The organism is Bacteroides sp. A1C1 (genome assembly GCF_004328515.1).
Lineage (GTDB): Bacteria > Bacteroidota > Bacteroidia > Bacteroidales > Bacteroidaceae > Bacteroides > Bacteroides uniformis.
The window spans coordinates 2,899,789-2,916,124 of the sequence record NZ_CP036491.1 but is presented as its reverse complement, the minus strand read 5'-3'; the positions used below and the strand labels follow the sequence as shown (position 1 = coordinate 2,916,124).

The window sequence follows — 16,336 nt, the reverse complement described above, 5'->3', positions numbered from 1 at the left end:
AAAAAAATCAAGGCAAATTGTATGAAGTAATCATTTTATTTCATTAATTTGTAGCCTAATGTAACCCGAACGGGAGGAACCCGTTTCTAAAAAAGTAAATACAATGACGGACACTCATGACACTAATCTCCCCGAAAAGCCGGTGGAATTAGAAGAAGAAAAGAAGACAGCAGAGGTTTCTGAACCGGCAACAACAGAAACTCCCGCTGAAGAAATCGTTTCAAAAAAGCCGGTAGAGTCAGTTCTGAAGCTCACGAAAGAGGAAATACTTGCCAAACTCAAAGAGGTGGTTGCAGACGTGGAGAACGTGGCAAAACCTGAAATAGACGGTTTGAAGCAATCTTTCTACAAGCTGCACAATGCTGAGCAGGATGCGGCGAGAAAACTGTTCATTGAAAACGGAGGCGCCGCGGAGAACTTTGTTCCACAAACAGACTGTGTGGAGGAAGAGTTCAAGAATATCATGTCCGTCATCAAAGAAAAAAGAAGTGCACTCACAGCCGAACTGGAGAAGCAAAAGGAAATGAACCTGCAGGTAAAGCTTTCCATCATCGAAGAGCTGAAGGAGCTGGTTGAATCTCCAGATGACGCCAACAAGAGCTATACGGAGTTCAAGAAACTACAGCAGCAATGGAACGAAGTTAAACTCGTTCCGCAAGCTAAGGTCAACGAGCTTTGGAAAAACTACCAATTGTATGTTGAGAAATTCTATGACCTTCTGAAACTGAACAATGAATTCCGCGAATACGATTTCAAGAAGAATTTGGAAATCAAGACACATCTCTGTGAAGCTGCCGAAAAGCTGGCGGATGAAGAGGATGTAGTTTCAGCTTTCCATCAGTTACAGAAGCTACATCAAGAATTTCGTGATACAGGGCCGGTAGCCAAAGAACTACGCGACGAAATCTGGGCACGTTTCAAAGCTGCCTCTACAACCGTAAACCGACGTCACCAGCAACATTTCGAAGCATTGAAGGAAGTGGAACAGCACAATCTTGACCAAAAGACTGTAATTTGCGAAATCATAGAAGCCATTGACTACAAAGAACTGACAAGCTTTGCTTCTTGGGAGAGCAAGACGCAAGAAGTCATCGCACTTCAAAACAAATGGAAAACCATTGGTTTCGCTCCGCAAAAAATGAACGTGAAGATTTTCGAACGTTTCCGCAAAGCGTGCGACGAGTTCTTCCGTAGAAAGGGAGAGTTCTTCAAGAGCCTGAAGGAAGGTATGAACGAAAACCTGGAAAAGAAGCGTGCCTTGTGCGAAAAAGCAGAAGCTCTGAAGGACAGTACCGACTGGAAAGCAACCGCCGATGAACTGACCAAACTTCAGAAAGAATGGAAAACCATTGGTCCGGTAGCAAAAAAATATTCGGATGCCGTATGGAAACGTTTCATCTCCGCTTGTGACTACTTCTTCGAACAAAAGAACAAAGCCACTTCTTCACAGCGCAGCGTAGAGCAGGAAAATCTGGAAAAGAAAAAAGCCATCATCGAGAAACTGAATGTCATCGATGACCAAATGGATACGGAGGAAGCTACCCAACTGGTACGCGACCTCATGAAAGAGTGGAACGGCGTAGGACATGTACCTTTCAAAGAGAAAGACCGAATCTATAAGCAATACCACAGCCAGGTAGACAAATTGTTTGAACGCTTCAACATCAGCGCCTCCAACAAGAAGCTAAGCAACTTCAAGTCGACTATCAGCTCCATTCAGGAAGGTAGTCCACAAGCTCTTTACCGGGAACGTGAGAAGCTGGTACGTGCCTTCGACAATATGAAGAACGAGCTTCAGACATATGAAAACAATCTCGGTTTCCTAACCACTTCTTCCAAAAAGGGAAACAGTCTGCTGACAGAAATCAACCGCAAGGTGGAAAAGCTGAAAGCAGATATCGAACTTGTAAAAGAAAAGATAAAAGTGGTGGACGAGAATATCAAAAATCAAGGATAACGCAACAAGATAAGACTTAATAAAAAAGTAGACCCGCCCCCACGGCTGTATAGCTGTAGGGGCGGGTCTACTTTTTTATTAAGTCTTATCAATGATGGAACAGACGGATACCCGTGAACGTCATGGCAATGCCATATTTATCGCAAGTTTCAATCACATGGTCATCGCGTACAGAACCACCCGCTTGGGCAATGTAATCTACTCCACTCTTATGGGCACGCTCAATATTGTCTCCAAAAGGAAAGAATGCATCCGAACCCAAAGAAACACCTTTCAATGTATCCAACCAAGCCCGTTTTTCTTCACGGGTCAGCACTTCAGGTCTCTCCGTAAAGAACTGCTGCCAAACGCCATCAGCCAGCACATCGTCATGGTCTTCACTGATATAGACATCAATCGTATTATCACGGTCGGCACGGCGGATTTTCTCTACCCATGGCAAATTCAACACCTTCGGATGCTGGCGTAAATACCAAATGTCAGCCTTGTTGCCCGCCAAGCGAGTACAGTGGATACGGCTCTGCTGGCCGGCACCAATACCGATAGCCTGACCGTCCTTCACATAGCATACAGAATTCGACTGCGTATATTTCAAAGTGATAAGGGCTATCATCAAATCACGTTTCGCTGCTTCCGGGAAATTCTTATTCCGAGTAGGAATATTCGCAAAGAGTTCATCTCCATTCAGCTTTATCTCATTACGTCCCTGCTCAAACGTGATACCAAAGACATCCTTATGTTCAATCGGGGCAGGCTTATAGCCGGGACTTATCTGAATCACATTGTAAGTTCCTTTACGCTTTTCCCTCAAGATAGCCAGTGCTTCGTCCGTATACCCCGGAGCAATAACGCCATCCGAGACCTCGCGGTTAATAAAACGTGCAGTAGCCTCGTCGCACACATCACTCAAAGCGATAAAGTCACCATAAGAAGACATACGGTCGGCACCGCGGGCACGCACATATGCGCAAGCAAGCGGAGAGAGCGGAAGATTATCCACAAAATAAATCTTCTTCATTATTTCGTCGAGTTCCAAACCGATGGCGGCCCCCGCCGGACTGACGTGCTTGAATGAAGTTGCAGCAGGCATACCGGTCGCCTCTTTCAGTTCCTTTACCAACTGCCATCCATTCAAGGCATCCATAAAATTAATATACCCCGGACGTCCGTTCAGAACCTCAATAGGTAACTCCCCCTCCTGCATGAAAATGCGAGCCGGCTTCTGGTTAGGGTTACAGCCGTACTTCAGTGCTAATTCTTTTGCCATAAAATTCTGCTTTAATGTTGAAATGCTACAAATTTACAGAATATTTCCGGCTTACAGAAGCCTTGTCACTGAATTTGCCACCGAATGCCTACACTGAAATTTTCGTACATGATTGAAAAGTAACGAAAAAAACCACTAAAACTTGCGATTTTAGTGGTTTTTTGACTTAAATAAGCTGTTTGATAGTTGGGCTACCTGGATTCGAACCAGGAATGACAGGACCAGAATCTGTAGTGTTACCATTACACCATAGCCCAATTATTGTTATTTCCGTTTTGCGGTTGCAAAGATACAAAGATTTCTATAAATCAAAACAAAAACGAGTATTTTTTTCGCAAAAAACTGATAAGATACCGTAATCCAAAGGATTATATAACTAAAAAAAATCAAAAATTGAAAGAGTTTTCCTCTTTTGCGTGTTTGATATGAGAAATCAACGTATATTTGTCAACAGTTTTAATATAATACTGTATAATGAACGAAACGAAAAAACTGATTCAACAGATAACAGAAGGTATTCAAGATAAAAAAGGAAAAAAAATCGTCATCGCAGATCTGACAAAAATCGACGATACAATATGCAATTATTTCGTCATCTGCCAAGGAAACTCTCCCAGCCAAGTGACAGCCATTGTAGAATCCATCAGGGACTTCACACGCAAGGGTGCCGACACCAAGCCCTTTGCCGTAGACGGGCTGCGCAATGCCGAATGGGTAGCTATGGACTACCCGGACATATTGGTGCATGTCTTCCTGCCTGAAACAAGGGAATTCTACAATCTGGAACACCTCTGGGCAGACGCCAAATTAACTCAAATTCCTGACCTCGATTAATCAAAACGTATGGACAATAATACCAACAAGAAACCCAATAAAGTGAATATGCCCAAGTTCAACCTGAACTGGCTGTATATGATTATAGCAATGATGTTGCTGGGGTTGTACCTGACCAATGAAAGTGGTACGGCAACTAAAAATATTTCTTATGATGAATTCCAGCAATATGTACGAGACGGTTATATAAGCAAAGTCATCGGCTACGACGACAATTCCGTCGAAGCATACGTCAAACCGCAACACGTAGGAAACGTATTTCGTCAGGACTCCAGTCGCGTAGGTAAGAATCCGCTTATTACGACCGAGGCCCCTTCACGCGAGAGCCTGGGCAATTTCCTGCAAAAGGAAAGAGACGACGCCCACTTTGACGGTTCTATTAACTACGAAAAAAAACGGAACTACTTCGGTGCCATTCTGTGGCAGATTCTCCCTTTTGCATTCCTTATTGGTTTCTGGATTTTCATGTCCCGCCGCATGAGCGGTGGTGGAGGCATGGGTGGAGGTGGAGGCATCTTCAGCGTAGGAAAGTCCAAGGCCCAATTGTTTGAAAAAGGTTCCCCCATCAAGATTACATTCAAGGATGTGGCAGGACTTGCCGAAGCCAAGCAAGAGGTAGAAGAAATTGTCGAGTTCTTGAAAGAGCCCCAGAAATATACCGATTTGGGAGGTAAGATACCCAAGGGCGCTTTGCTGGTAGGCCCTCCGGGAACCGGAAAGACCCTGCTTGCAAAGGCTGTGGCCGGAGAAGCCAACGTACCTTTCTTCTCTTTGGCAGGTTCCGACTTTGTGGAAATGTTTGTCGGCGTGGGAGCTTCCCGTGTCCGCGATTTGTTCCGCCAAGCAAAGGAAAAAGCGCCTTGTATCGTGTTTATCGACGAGATTGACGCTGTAGGGCGTGCCCGTGCCAAAGCAGCCGCTATGGGTGGCAACGACGAGCGCGAGAACACATTGAACCAGTTACTGACCGAGATGGACGGTTTCGGCTCCAACAGTGGTGTTATCATCTTAGCCGCCACCAACCGTGTGGACGTTTTGGATAAGGCATTGTTGCGTGCCGGACGTTTTGACCGCCAGATACATGTAGACCTACCCGACCTTAATGAGCGTAAGGAAGTATTCGGTGTACACCTGCGCCCCATCAAGATAGACAATAGTGTGGATGTAGACCTTCTGGCACGCCAGACTCCCGGATTCTCGGGGGCAGACATTGCCAATGTATGTAACGAAGCAGCTTTGATAGCCGCCCGCCACGGCAAAAAGTTTGTCGGAAAGCAAGACTTCCTGGACGCTGTAGACCGTATTGTGGGTGGGTTGGAAAAGAAAACCAAAATCACTACCGAGGCCGAACGCCGTTCCATTGCCATACACGAAGCCGGCCATGCCAGTATCTCCTGGTTACTGGAATACGCCAATCCACTGATTAAAGTAACCATTGTACCCCGTGGACGCGCTTTGGGCGCGGCTTGGTATCTGCCGGAAGAACGGCAAATCACCACCAAGGAACAGATGCTTGATGAGATGTGTGCCACCTTGGGAGGACGTGCTGCCGAAGACCTATTCTTAGGTAGAATATCAACCGGAGCCATGAATGACTTGGAACGCGTGACCAAGCAGGCGTACGGTATGATTGCCTATCTGGGTATGAGCGAAAAACTCCCCAACCTCTGTTACTATAATAATGAGGAATATTCCTTCAACCGCCCGTATAGCGAAAAGACTGCGGAATTGATTGACGAAGAAGTGAAGCAGATGGTCAACGAACAGTACGAACGTGCCAAGAAAATATTGTCCGAAAACCAAGAAGGGCACAACCGGCTGGCACAACTGCTGATTGACAAAGAAGTAATCTTTGCCGAAGACGTTGAACACATCTTTGGGAAACGTCCATGGGCTTCCCGCTCGGAGGAAATCAGTGCAAACAAGACTGCTGCCGAGCTAAAAAAAGCAGAGCAAGAAGAAGAGCAAAAAGCCATAGAAGCAGAAAAGGAAGTCAAGGAAGAAGAAGAAAAGCATGAAAAATAACTTTATCCAACGTGCCGTTACCGGCGTGTTATTCGTCATAGTATTGGTGGGCTGTATTCTTTACAGCCCCCTTTCGTTCGGTATACTATTCACCATTATCAGTGCACTGAGCGTACATGAGTTTGCCCAATTAGTCAGCAAAAGCGGCGAAGTAAGCATTAACAAAACCATCACTGCATTGGGGGGAGCCTACCTTTTCCTTGCATTAATGAGTTTCTGTACCCAGCAGTCTGTAGGAGCACGGGTATTCCTTCCTTATTTGGGACTATTGCTCTACATGATGATTACGGAACTTTACCTCAAGAAAAAGAATCCGACGGGTAACTGGGCCTACTCCATGCTAAGCCAATTATACGTGGCACTCCCCTTTGCCCTGCTGAACGTACTCGCTTTTCAAAATTCCCCGGAAACGGGCAGTGTGACCTACAACCCTATTCTACCGCTTTCCATTTTCGTTTTTATCTGGTTGAGCGATACAGGTGCCTATTGCGTAGGTTCGCTGATAGGCAAACACCGTCTGTTCGAACGCATCTCACCTAAAAAATCCTGGGAGGGCAGCATCGGCGGCGGAATATTCTCCATCGCTTCCTCTCTTGGCTTTGCACATTTCTTTCCTTTTATGCCAGGATGGCAATGGGTAGGTCTGGCAATCGTTGTCGTCATTTTCGGCACTTGGGGCGACTTGACCGAATCACTCATGAAACGCCAATTGGGCATAAAGGATTCCGGTAACATTCTGCCGGGGCATGGAGGGATGCTCGACCGTTTCGACAGTGCACTGATGGCAATTCCTGCAGCAGTTGTTTATCTATATGCCTTGACGATGTTCTAACGACGACTCACATGACCAAACTTACATAAAACAAATATAAAAAGAGCACCCGGGCAAGGTGAATGACATCAAAATCCCGGGTGCTCTTTCTAACTATATACTCTCGCAAACTCTTTCTTACTTCAACTGCATATTGGACAAATCCACATTAGTAGTCAACTTTTCATTAGTACCCACAGTTTTCAAATCAAAGGTTACTTCCACCTCTCCATTCTCCTCTGAATTGAGTTTCAACTTGATACCTTTGGTTTCAGAGGGAATGTCCAGACTGTTCAGATTATAAGAAACAGCACCGGGGCTGCGATAACCCGTCAAGTCATCATAGTCGTTATAGCGGAGCTCCAAGTGGATGTATCCGTCTTCACCATACAAAGCATCATCTTCTTGCGGACGTACCAGACTAATGCGATGTTTATTATCAGCCGAAGACGGCAGGTTCTGCATGAAAAAAATGTTCATATAGCCACCGCTAATGGTAATGTCACCTTTATATATAAGTACGGAATCATTGCCGAACTCCTCTTCTGTTTCGGGAGTCAGCGTCTCCACCTCTTTCGTCAGAACATTCTGCAAGCGTAACAATTTCACAGCATGGTCATACCCTGCATAGTCATCCCACAAAGGATTGAACATGGTAATCACACGCTGCCCATCCACAGCATCATACCACCCAATGTCCGTATTCACCGGCCAGAGTGTCCCCCAGACATCGCAGTTTAAATAAAAGGCATTTCCCGTAACACGCACAGTAGCCCACAAAGGCGGGGTGAAATCACCCAAAGAATATCCGTCGTTATCATCACATGATTGCAAAGCGGGCATCACTGCCAAACATATTGCCATAAATAACCAATGTAGCTTTTTCATAATCAAAGTCCTTTTCATTTGTTTCTGTATAGAAAATACAAAAGCCGGGCATTTACTGCACCGGCTTTTCCCATTTTAACAAATTCTTAATTTTTCGATTATTCTTCCCTCTTTCTCAGTAATGCCACCATCTCGCGGGCAGTATGTTTGGGTGCCCCTGCCTCTCCCAGACGGGATGCCATATACTCATATCCCTCGAGCATCTGACGGCGGTATTCCTTATCGTACAAAATGCGGTTCAGCTCCGAGCGTACCTGCTCTACCGTCATGGTATCTGCAACCAGCTCTTTCACCACCTCCCGGTTGGCTATGAGATTGACCAGGGAAATGTACTTCACTTTCAGTATATGCCGTTTCAGGAAAGCGATAACCTTTCCTATCGGAGTATGGTAGCACACCGCTTGCGGCACACGGAACAGAGCTGTTTCCAGCGTTGCCGTCCCCGAAGTGACCAGTGCAGCCTCTGCCTGCCTCAACAAAGGGTATGTCTTGTTGAAGATAATCTTCACGTCCGCCCCACCCACATAACGTTTATAATACTCGGGGGAAATACCCGGAGCACCGGCCAGCACCAGTTGATAATCGGGAAAAGAAGCTGCCGCACGAAGCATGTCGGGCAGATTGTCCTTGATTTCCTGCTTGCGGCTACCAGCCAGCAGAGCAATAATGGGTTTGGTAGGAAGTCCGTTTGCCCGGACAAAGTCGTCGAATGTCTCTGAGCTGGAAGCAAGAAAAGCCGTCACTTCATCCACTGTCGGATTGCCAACATAACGTATCGGATACCCGTGCTTCCCTTCAAAAAACTCCACTTCGAACGGTAGGATGGAGAACAGCTCATCTACATCCCGTTTAATATTCTTGATGCGGTATTCCTTCCATGCCCAAATCTTGGGAGAGATATAATAAAAGACAGGAATCCTCGTGTTGGCATGGACAAACTTGGCTATATCCAGATTAAAGCCCGGATAGTCCACCAAAATCAGCACATCCGGCTGCCACGCAACAATATCCTCCTTGCAGCGCTTCATATTGGCAAAAATGGTGCGCAGATGCAGCAATACGGGAATGAACCCCATATATGCCAACTCTTTGTAATGCTTCACCATCACACCACCCACTGCAGCCATGAGATCGCCTCCGAAGAAACGGAACTCCGCTTGCGAGTCCTCCTCCTTCAATGCAGCCATCAGATGGGAAGCATGCAGGTCACCAGAAGCTTCACCGGCAATCAAGTAGTACTTCATATCAATTGATAATTGTCAATTAATTCAGAACCATGTTTTCAGTTCATCAATCAAGCCGTATGCCGTTGCATCCACCGTGGTCGGGGTGATTGCCACATAACCGTTATCGAGTGCCCAATGGTCATTCTTCTCGTTTTCAGCATCGTTGTTCTCAAACTCACCGGTCAGCCAGTAGTAATGGGCATCTCCTCTATGGGCAAAGTTTTCCCATTCATTAGTCCATTGCCCTTTGGTTTGTTCGCAAATCTTCACACCCTTCAGTTCTTTGGTATCGGGGAAGTTGACATTGAGGCACGTCAACGGAGGGAGTCCTTTCTCCAATACCAGCCGGGTTATCTCTCGGATGTAAGGACCTGCAGGCTCAAAATCAGCGTTCGGCTCATGGCTGCAAAGAGAGAATCCAATGGAAGGCACTCCTTTCAGGCATCCCTCTATCACAACGCCCATCGTACCGGAATAATGCAGGTTTACGGAAGAATTGTCGCCATGATTGATGCCGCCTACCACCAAGTCGGGCTTGCGGTCGAGCACCGTATGAAAAGCCAGCTTCACACAGTCGGTCGGCGTACCGGAACACTTGTATACCGTCAGCCCAACATCCTTACGAACCAGCTGGTAGTGGATAGGTTCCGTTACTGTCAGCGCACACGCACTTCCAGAGCGGGGTGCATCCGGCGCCATTACCACAATCTCACCCAGCGGACGGAGGAATTTGATTAACTCGCTAATACCTTTCGCAATGATGCCGTCATCATTGGAAATCAATATCAAAGGTCTCTGATTTTCCATAACTTTCTTTTTTATTATCGTGCAAAAGTAGCTAAAAAGGCTTTAAACAGAATACTACAAAGATAATAATTCTTTTGTATTCAAAGATATTTTCAGAAAAGGCTAACTTTGTACCGACAATAATTGGAATATAATCATTCATAAAATCCATGCTATAATGAACACTTTTTGCCATTCTACCATTGCTGCACGCATCGAGACGGCAGCTGCCGCAATTATTCTGTTTCTAACAACCCTGACAAGCTGTGGCAGGAGCAGTTCTCCCGAGCCACTTGACCAATGGAATGACGGGACATCTACGCTTCACACGGCAGACCCGGTCATTGCAGAAGGCCGGAAGCTCTTCAACGACAAAGAATACCAAAATTTCCGACTCACCGGAGAAGCCCTCACACAACCCGGCTCCGAAGCAGGCCTCCTCTTTCATACGGACGGCGAGTCCGGTTATGAAATGATATTCCGTAACGGAGACATCGACGGCACACGCAAGAGCGGCTCACTCGCCTCGGTGCGCAACCTCTATCGCTCACTCGCAAAAGATGGAGAATGGTTTGACTTCGAGATAACCGTACGCGGACAAAACATCATTGTCTGCATTAACGGAACCGAAGTTGTCTGCTATACCGAACCCGAACATCCATATCGCACAGAGGAGCACGCCCGGCAACTGTTGAGTCAAGGTTCCATAGCCTTGCAAGGCATACACGGCGAAGTGTCATTCCGGAATCTCGCCATCGAACAGCTTGCCAAGGAAGCACGCAACGAAGCCGACACGCTTGCTCCGGTAGACGAGCGCACGGATGAGATAATCAGGCTACAGCAGCGCGATTTCCCAGTTATAGACTACCACGTTCACTTGAAAGGAGGGCTGACGAAGGAAACGGCACACGCCATGTCCATGAATTACGGTATCAACTATGGTGTCGCCCCCAATGCCGGAGAAGGAGGCGTAGGACGTATGCTGGCCGATGACAAAGAAGTGTACGACTATTTTAATGAAGTAAAAGGGATGCCATTCCTGTGCGGTGTACAAGGTGAGGGACGCAAATGGACGGCAACTTTCTCGCAGGAAGCCTTGGGGATTTTCGATTACCTGTTTACCGACGCCATGACCATCATAGACCACAAAGGACGTAATTCGCGTATCTACCGGGCCGAAGAAGCACTCTTTGATGACATTACGCTTGAACAGTATATGGACCACCTTGTCGACCAAACAGTTCTGATTCTGACCAACGAGCCAGCCGACATTTATGCCAACCCTACCTTCTTGCCCGATACTATGGCGCATGATTACGACAAGTACTGGACGGACGGACGCATTGAACGCGTATTGAATGTATTGCAACAACATGGAATCGCTCTGGAAATCAATGCACGCTACCGGATTCCCAGTTTCGATATTATCCGTCGCGCCAAAGCACGTGGAATCAAATTCACATTCGGTACAAACAATGTCGATGCCGACTTCGGACGACTGGAATACTGCGCCGAAGCCATCAAGCAATGCGGCCTCACAGCCGACGATATATGGTTCCCGTCGATGAGCACACGCCGCTCCCGCCCCATTGTCATATACAACCGATTCGAGTAGCAGGGAACAACCGCTGTCATCTTCACCAACAGAAACGATACACCTATGGACATTCTTCTCATCATCTTAGGCATCCTCTGCCTGATTGTCGGATTGGCAGGATGTATCCTGCCTATGATTCCGGGACCGCCCGTAGCCTATGCAGGCTTGTTGCTTCTACATTTCACGGACAAGGCGCAGTTTTCCACCACGCAGTTACTTCTATGGCTGGCAGCAGTCGTCCTTGTACAGATACTGGATTATTTCGTCCCGATGCTGGGCAGCAAATATAGCGGAGGCAGTCGGTGGGGAACGCGCGGCTGCCTCATAGGCACCATCGTAGGGTTGTTCTTCATGCCTTGGGGCATCATCCTCGGCCCCTTTCTCGGAGCCTTTGCCGGCGAACTGATGGGAGGCAGCAAGACAGACCAGGCCTTGAAATCGGGGCTGGGCTCGCTGCTTGGATTCTTGCTGGGCACAGTAGTGAAATGTGTCATATGTGCATACTTCTGCTGGGAGTTCGTCAAAGCCTTGGTCTGACACCATCTCCTCTCCTTCCGCCTGGGAACAACTTATCTGCCGACCGCCATCCACACAGTAGTCCATCTGCATGAGATGTGCATCTCGAGCAACATGAGATGCCCGTCTCAAACGACACGAGATGTACATCTCATGCAAGTAGAGAGAATAGTCCAAGCCAATGTCTTCCATTGGTTTACAAATCTTAATCTTCTGCAAGCGAGACAAAAAAACAGCTTCATTTCAAGATAAATACGTATATTTGCCCACTAAACAGAGAAAGAACGCTTTACGAGTAATTTACAGGAAGAAAAACAGCGGTAAACGTCTGTGAGTTATTAACAAAACAGCCGACTTATCAACCGTTTTTGCAATCTTTCTCCAAATTTGTAGGCGCTATCCGGAATTATCACTTATTTCGCTGCCAATAAATATTGAGATTATGGGAAAAATAATTGCTATGGCTAACCAAAAGGGTGGTGTAGGCAAGACTACGACGACGATCAACCTCGCAGCCTCACTCGCCACACTTGAAAAGAAAGTGCTCGTTGTGGATGCCGACCCTCAGGCCAATGCCTCCTCAGGATTGGGTGTGGACATCAAGCAGTCGGAATGTACTATCTACGAGTGCATTATTGACCGTGCAGACGTACGCGAAGCCCTTCATGACACGGAGATAGACACACTGAAGGTAATCTCCTCCCACATCAATCTGGTAGGTGCCGAAATAGAGATGCTCAATCTGAAAAACCGCGAAAAGATACTGAAAGAGGTACTCGCTCCGCTGAAGAATGAATTTGACTATATCTTGATAGACTGTTCCCCGTCTTTGGGCCTGATTACGGTCAACGCACTGACTGCCGCCGATTCAGTAATCATCCCCGTACAAGCGGAATATTTTGCACTAGAAGGCATCAGCAAATTGCTGAATACCATTAAAATCATCAAGTCCAAGCTGAACCCTGCCCTCGAAATCGAAGGCTTCCTGCTGACGATGTACGACTCGCGTCTGCGCCAAGCCAACCAGATTTACGATGAAGTGAAACGCCACTTCCAGGAATTGGTGTTCAACACCGTCATCCAGCGTAATGTGAAACTGAGCGAAGCTCCCAGCTACGGCCTGCCCACCATTCTCTATGACGCAGACTCAACCGGAGCCAAGAACCACATGGCACTTGCCAAGGAGCTGATAAGCAGAAACGAAAGAAGGGATTAGCGGTTAGGGATAAGGAATAAGCAGTTAGTGATTAATGATTAGGGGGTAGTGATAAATATCATATTTACAATACACAACAAAATCACCCCGTATGGCTAAATAGTAAATTGTAAATCGTCAACGTACCTATGTGTCAAAGATAAGAAATGTGTCATGACCGTAGGGAATAAATAGTAAATAAATAGATGGCACAAAGAAATGCATTAGGACGCGGGCTGGACGCCCTCTTCTCCATGGATGAAGTAAAGACCGAAGGCTCCTCTTCTATCAATGAAATAGAGTTGTCGAAGATTACGGTCAATCCCAACCAGCCCCGTCATGAATTCGACCCGGTTGCGTTGCAGGAGTTAGCTGATTCCATCTCCGAAATCGGCATCATACAGCCCATCACCCTGCGCAAGCTTAGCGACGACGAATACCAGATTATCGCCGGCGAGCGTCGTTTCCGCGCTTCGCAGCTTGCCGGACTGACCAGCATCCCCGCCTATATCCGCACTGCAGACGATGAGAACGTCATGGAAATGGCGCTCATCGAAAACATACAGCGCGAAGACTTGAACTCCGTAGAAATAGCTCTCGCTTACCAGCATCTATTGGAGCAATACGGGCTGACGCAAGAGCGCCTCAGCGAACGTGTAGGCAAGAAGCGCACCACCATCGCCAATTACCTGCGGCTGCTCAAACTGCCAGCTCCCGTCCAGATGGGGCTGCAGAACAAGCAGATAGACATGGGACATGCCCGCGCGTTGGTAACGCTCGGCGACCCCAAACTGCAAGTAAAGATTTTCGAGGAAATCCTGGAGCACGGGTATTCCGTACGCAAAGTGGAAGAAATAGTAAAGTCACTGAGTGAAGGCGAAACCGTGAAAAGCGGTGGTCGTAAGATTGCTCCCAAGCGCGCCAAACTGCCCGAAGAATTCAATATGCTGAAACAACAACTCTCGGGCTTTTTCAGTACCAAGGTGCAACTCACCTGCTCGGAGAAAGGAAAAGGCAAAATCAGTATCCCGTTCAATAACGAAGAAGAATTGGAACGTATCATCGGCATTCTTGATACACTGAAGAAATAAATGAGAAAAAAAGGAAGAATATATCAGTTAGCCATTACCCTGCTGCTCTGTTTTTTACAGACGGCAGGGATTGCTATGTATGGTCAGGACCGTCCGCGTGCCGCTTCCAAGCGTGCGCAGCGGCATCAGACCGATACACTCAACACCGTGGTAAACCGGGACAGCCTCGCTGTTGCCGACAGTCTTGCGGCCGAAAACAAACGGAAGATGCTGGAAATGACCGCCAGCCCCGACCTGAAGGAACAGCCCGTACCTACAGACAGCCTGCAAAAGGCCATCGACCCCAAGCGATGGGTGCCCAACCCCACAAAAGCCACCTGGCTTGCCCTCGTCATTCCCGGCGGTGGACAAATCTACAACCGCAAATATTGGAAACTGCCCATCTTCTATGGAGGATTTGCCGGTTGTGCCTATGCCCTCACGTGGAACAGCAAGATGTACAAGGACTATTCGGCCGCCTACAAGGATGCCGTAAATGGTAATTTCAACTCCAGTACCATTACCGACCTGCTGCCTCCCAACTATAACTATACCGAAAGCCAGCTGACGGAGACACTGCGGAAGCGTAAGGACACCTTCCGACGATACCGCGACTTGAGCATCTTCGCCTTTATCGGTGTATATCTATTGTCCGTTGTCGACGCATACGTAGACGCAGAACTGTCCAACTTCGACATCACCCCCGACCTCAGCATGAAAGTGGAACCTGCCATAATCAACAGTCAGATGACCGGTTCCTCTAATAAGAACGTCGGCGTGCAATGCAGTTTCCGATTCTAAAAACGAAAATTAAAGCATAAATTATTACCTAATGATACACAAGGCCATATATATGAAAAGAATTATTCTCGGTTCCTCGCTTCTGTTTTGCGCCCTCTTCGCCGTTCCGGCCATGCATGCGCAAGAAAGCGTGGAAGTACTTATCCGCGAAAACGGTACAGAACGCCAGGAATCCATCGAGCTGCCCAAAAGCATGACCTATCCGCTGGACAGCCTGCTCAATGACTGGAAAGCCAAGAATTACATAGACTTGGGAAAAGACTGCAGCACCTCTACCGTAAACCCGATGTTCAGTGACTCTGTATACATAGACCGGTTGTCGCGCATGCCGACCGTCATGGAAATGCCGTACAACGAGATTGTACGCAAATTCATCGACATGTATACCGGACGCCTGCGCAACCAAGTTGCCTTCATGCTGAGCGCCTGCAACTTCTATATGCCCATCTTCGAAGAAGCGCTGGATGCCTACGGTCTGCCGCTCGAGCTGAAATATCTGCCCATCATAGAATCCGCTCTCAACCCTTCTGCCGTATCCCGCGCTGGAGCTTGCGGACTATGGCAGTTTATGCTCGCCACCGGGAAGATATACGGACTGGAAAGCAATAGCCTCGTAGACGAACGCCGCGACCCGATAAAGGCAACCTGGGCGGCAGCACGCTACCTGAAGGACATGTACGACATTTACAAAGACTGGAACCTGGTGATTGCCGCCTATAACTGCGGTCCGGGCACCATCAACAAAGCCATCCGTCGTTCGGGAGGGAAAACCGATTATTGGGAAATCTACAACTATCTGCCCAAAGAGACACGTGGCTACGTGCCCGCCTTCATTGCCGCCAACTACGTAATGACCTACTACTGCAAGCACAACATCTGCCCCATGGAAACCGACATTCCGGAAGCAACCGATACGGTGCAGGTAAGCCGTAACCTTCATTTCGAACAGATTTCCGACCTATGCGGCATCAGTCTGGATCAGATAAAGAGTCTGAATCCTCAATTCAAGAAAAGTATCATCCCCGGAGAGAGCAAGCCACAGACGCTACGCCTCCCCATCAATTATATCAGTGCCTTCATCGACAAACAAGATACAATCTATGCCCACCGCAGCAATGAGCTGTTCAAGAACCGCAGAGTCGTGGCCGTTTCCAATACACGCCCGACGGCACGCAGCAGCAAAAGCAGTACCACTACGGGGAATGTCACTTACTACAAGATACGCAAGGGTGACAATCTCGGCAGCATTGCACGAAAATACGGCGTCACAGTCAATCAGTTAAAAAGTTGGAATGGATTGCGTAGTACCAGAATCTCCGCAGGAAAGCGTTTGAAGATTTATAAATAAAGACATAAACGCTTG

14 protein-coding genes and 1 tRNA gene are annotated in these 16,336 nt (G+C 47.5%); 10 read left to right on the top strand and 5 right to left on the bottom strand.

Features of this window, described 5'->3' with window-relative positions; all coding sequences use genetic code 11:
* Window positions 1-103 precede the first annotated feature (103 nt).
* Complete coding sequence (locus EYA81_RS11765; RefSeq protein WP_117599306.1) at window positions 104-1,957, top strand: DUF349 domain-containing protein; 1,854 nt, start codon at window positions 104-106, stop codon at window positions 1,955-1,957.
* Window positions 1,958-2,045: 88 nt separating this feature from the next.
* Here EYA81_RS11765 and EYA81_RS11760 read toward each other — a convergent pair whose 3' ends face one another.
* The gene (locus EYA81_RS11760) at window positions 2,046-3,224 is read right to left on the bottom strand and encodes a phosphoribosylaminoimidazolecarboxamide formyltransferase (RefSeq protein WP_131225784.1); all 1,179 of its coding nucleotides are present in this window, start codon (window positions 3,222-3,224) and stop codon (window positions 2,046-2,048) included.
* Window positions 3,225-3,410: 186 nt separating this feature from the next.
* Window positions 3,411-3,481: transfer RNA gene (locus tag EYA81_RS11755), tRNA-Gln, on the bottom strand.
* A 217-nt stretch (window positions 3,482-3,698) separates the two neighbouring features.
* Between EYA81_RS11755 and rsfS the strand changes: the two genes are divergently transcribed.
* From rsfS to EYA81_RS11740, 3 genes are read left to right on the top strand one after another with little or no spacing between them, the layout of a single operon-like run.
* Window positions 3,699-4,058 carry a ribosome silencing factor gene (rsfS, locus tag EYA81_RS11750; protein WP_117599304.1) on the top strand — a complete coding sequence of 120 codons (360 nt, stop codon included), beginning with the start codon at window positions 3,699-3,701 and terminating at the stop codon, window positions 4,056-4,058.
* Window positions 4,059-4,067: 9 nt separating this feature from the next.
* Window positions 4,068-6,083 (top strand): ATP-dependent zinc metalloprotease FtsH, encoded by a 2,016-nt coding sequence (ftsH, locus tag EYA81_RS11745; protein WP_016274133.1) that lies wholly within the window; start codon window positions 4,068-4,070, stop codon window positions 6,081-6,083.
* Window positions 6,073-6,915, top strand: a complete 843-nt coding sequence (locus tag EYA81_RS11740; RefSeq protein WP_009037172.1) for a phosphatidate cytidylyltransferase — start codon at window positions 6,073-6,075, stop codon at window positions 6,913-6,915. The genes ftsH and EYA81_RS11740 overlap by 11 nt, the downstream gene beginning before the upstream one ends.
* Before the next feature lie 117 nt (window positions 6,916-7,032).
* Here the strand turns inward: EYA81_RS11740 and EYA81_RS11735 are convergent, their stop codons facing one another.
* The 3 genes from EYA81_RS11735 to surE all read right to left on the bottom strand — a co-directional run bounded on the left by EYA81_RS11735 (window position 7,033) and on the right by surE (window position 9,815).
* Window positions 7,033-7,782 (bottom strand): NigD-like protein, encoded by a 750-nt coding sequence (locus EYA81_RS11735; protein ID WP_165491385.1) that lies wholly within the window; start codon window positions 7,780-7,782, stop codon window positions 7,033-7,035.
* A gap of 98 nt (window positions 7,783-7,880) precedes the next feature.
* Window positions 7,881-9,026, bottom strand: coding sequence for a lipid-A-disaccharide synthase (gene lpxB / locus EYA81_RS11730; RefSeq protein WP_131225782.1), 1,146 nt, complete (start codon window positions 9,024-9,026; stop codon window positions 7,881-7,883).
* Window positions 9,027-9,050: 24 nt separating this feature from the next.
* The gene (surE, locus tag EYA81_RS11725; protein WP_131225781.1) at window positions 9,051-9,815 is read right to left on the bottom strand and encodes a 5'/3'-nucleotidase SurE; all 765 of its coding nucleotides are present in this window, start codon (window positions 9,813-9,815) and stop codon (window positions 9,051-9,053) included.
* A gap of 157 nt (window positions 9,816-9,972) precedes the next feature.
* On the opposite strand from surE, the gene EYA81_RS11720 reads away from it, so the two are divergent.
* From EYA81_RS11720 to EYA81_RS11695, 6 genes are all read left to right on the top strand, one after another.
* Entirely contained in the window at window positions 9,973-11,409 is a 1,437-nt protein-coding gene (locus EYA81_RS11720) for a DUF1080 domain-containing protein (RefSeq protein WP_131225779.1), read from the top strand.
* A gap of 45 nt (window positions 11,410-11,454) precedes the next feature.
* Window positions 11,455-11,928 carry a DUF456 domain-containing protein gene (locus EYA81_RS11715; protein WP_117964875.1) on the top strand — a complete coding sequence of 158 codons (474 nt, stop codon included), beginning with the start codon at window positions 11,455-11,457 and terminating at the stop codon, window positions 11,926-11,928.
* A gap of 421 nt (window positions 11,929-12,349) precedes the next feature.
* Complete coding sequence (locus tag EYA81_RS11710) at window positions 12,350-13,123, top strand: ParA family protein (protein WP_117964877.1); 774 nt, start codon at window positions 12,350-12,352, stop codon at window positions 13,121-13,123.
* 185 nt (window positions 13,124-13,308) lie between these two features.
* Window positions 13,309-14,193 carry a ParB/RepB/Spo0J family partition protein gene (locus EYA81_RS11705; RefSeq protein ID WP_061411439.1) on the top strand — a complete coding sequence of 295 codons (885 nt, stop codon included), beginning with the start codon at window positions 13,309-13,311 and terminating at the stop codon, window positions 14,191-14,193.
* The gene (locus EYA81_RS11700) at window positions 14,194-14,973 is read left to right on the top strand and encodes a DUF5683 domain-containing protein (RefSeq protein ID WP_117964879.1); all 780 of its coding nucleotides are present in this window, start codon (window positions 14,194-14,196) and stop codon (window positions 14,971-14,973) included.
* A 31-nt stretch (window positions 14,974-15,004) separates the two neighbouring features.
* Complete coding sequence (locus EYA81_RS11695; RefSeq protein WP_117964881.1) at window positions 15,005-16,321, top strand: lytic transglycosylase domain-containing protein; 1,317 nt, start codon at window positions 15,005-15,007, stop codon at window positions 16,319-16,321.
* The last annotated feature ends 15 nt before the right edge of the window (window positions 16,322-16,336 follow it).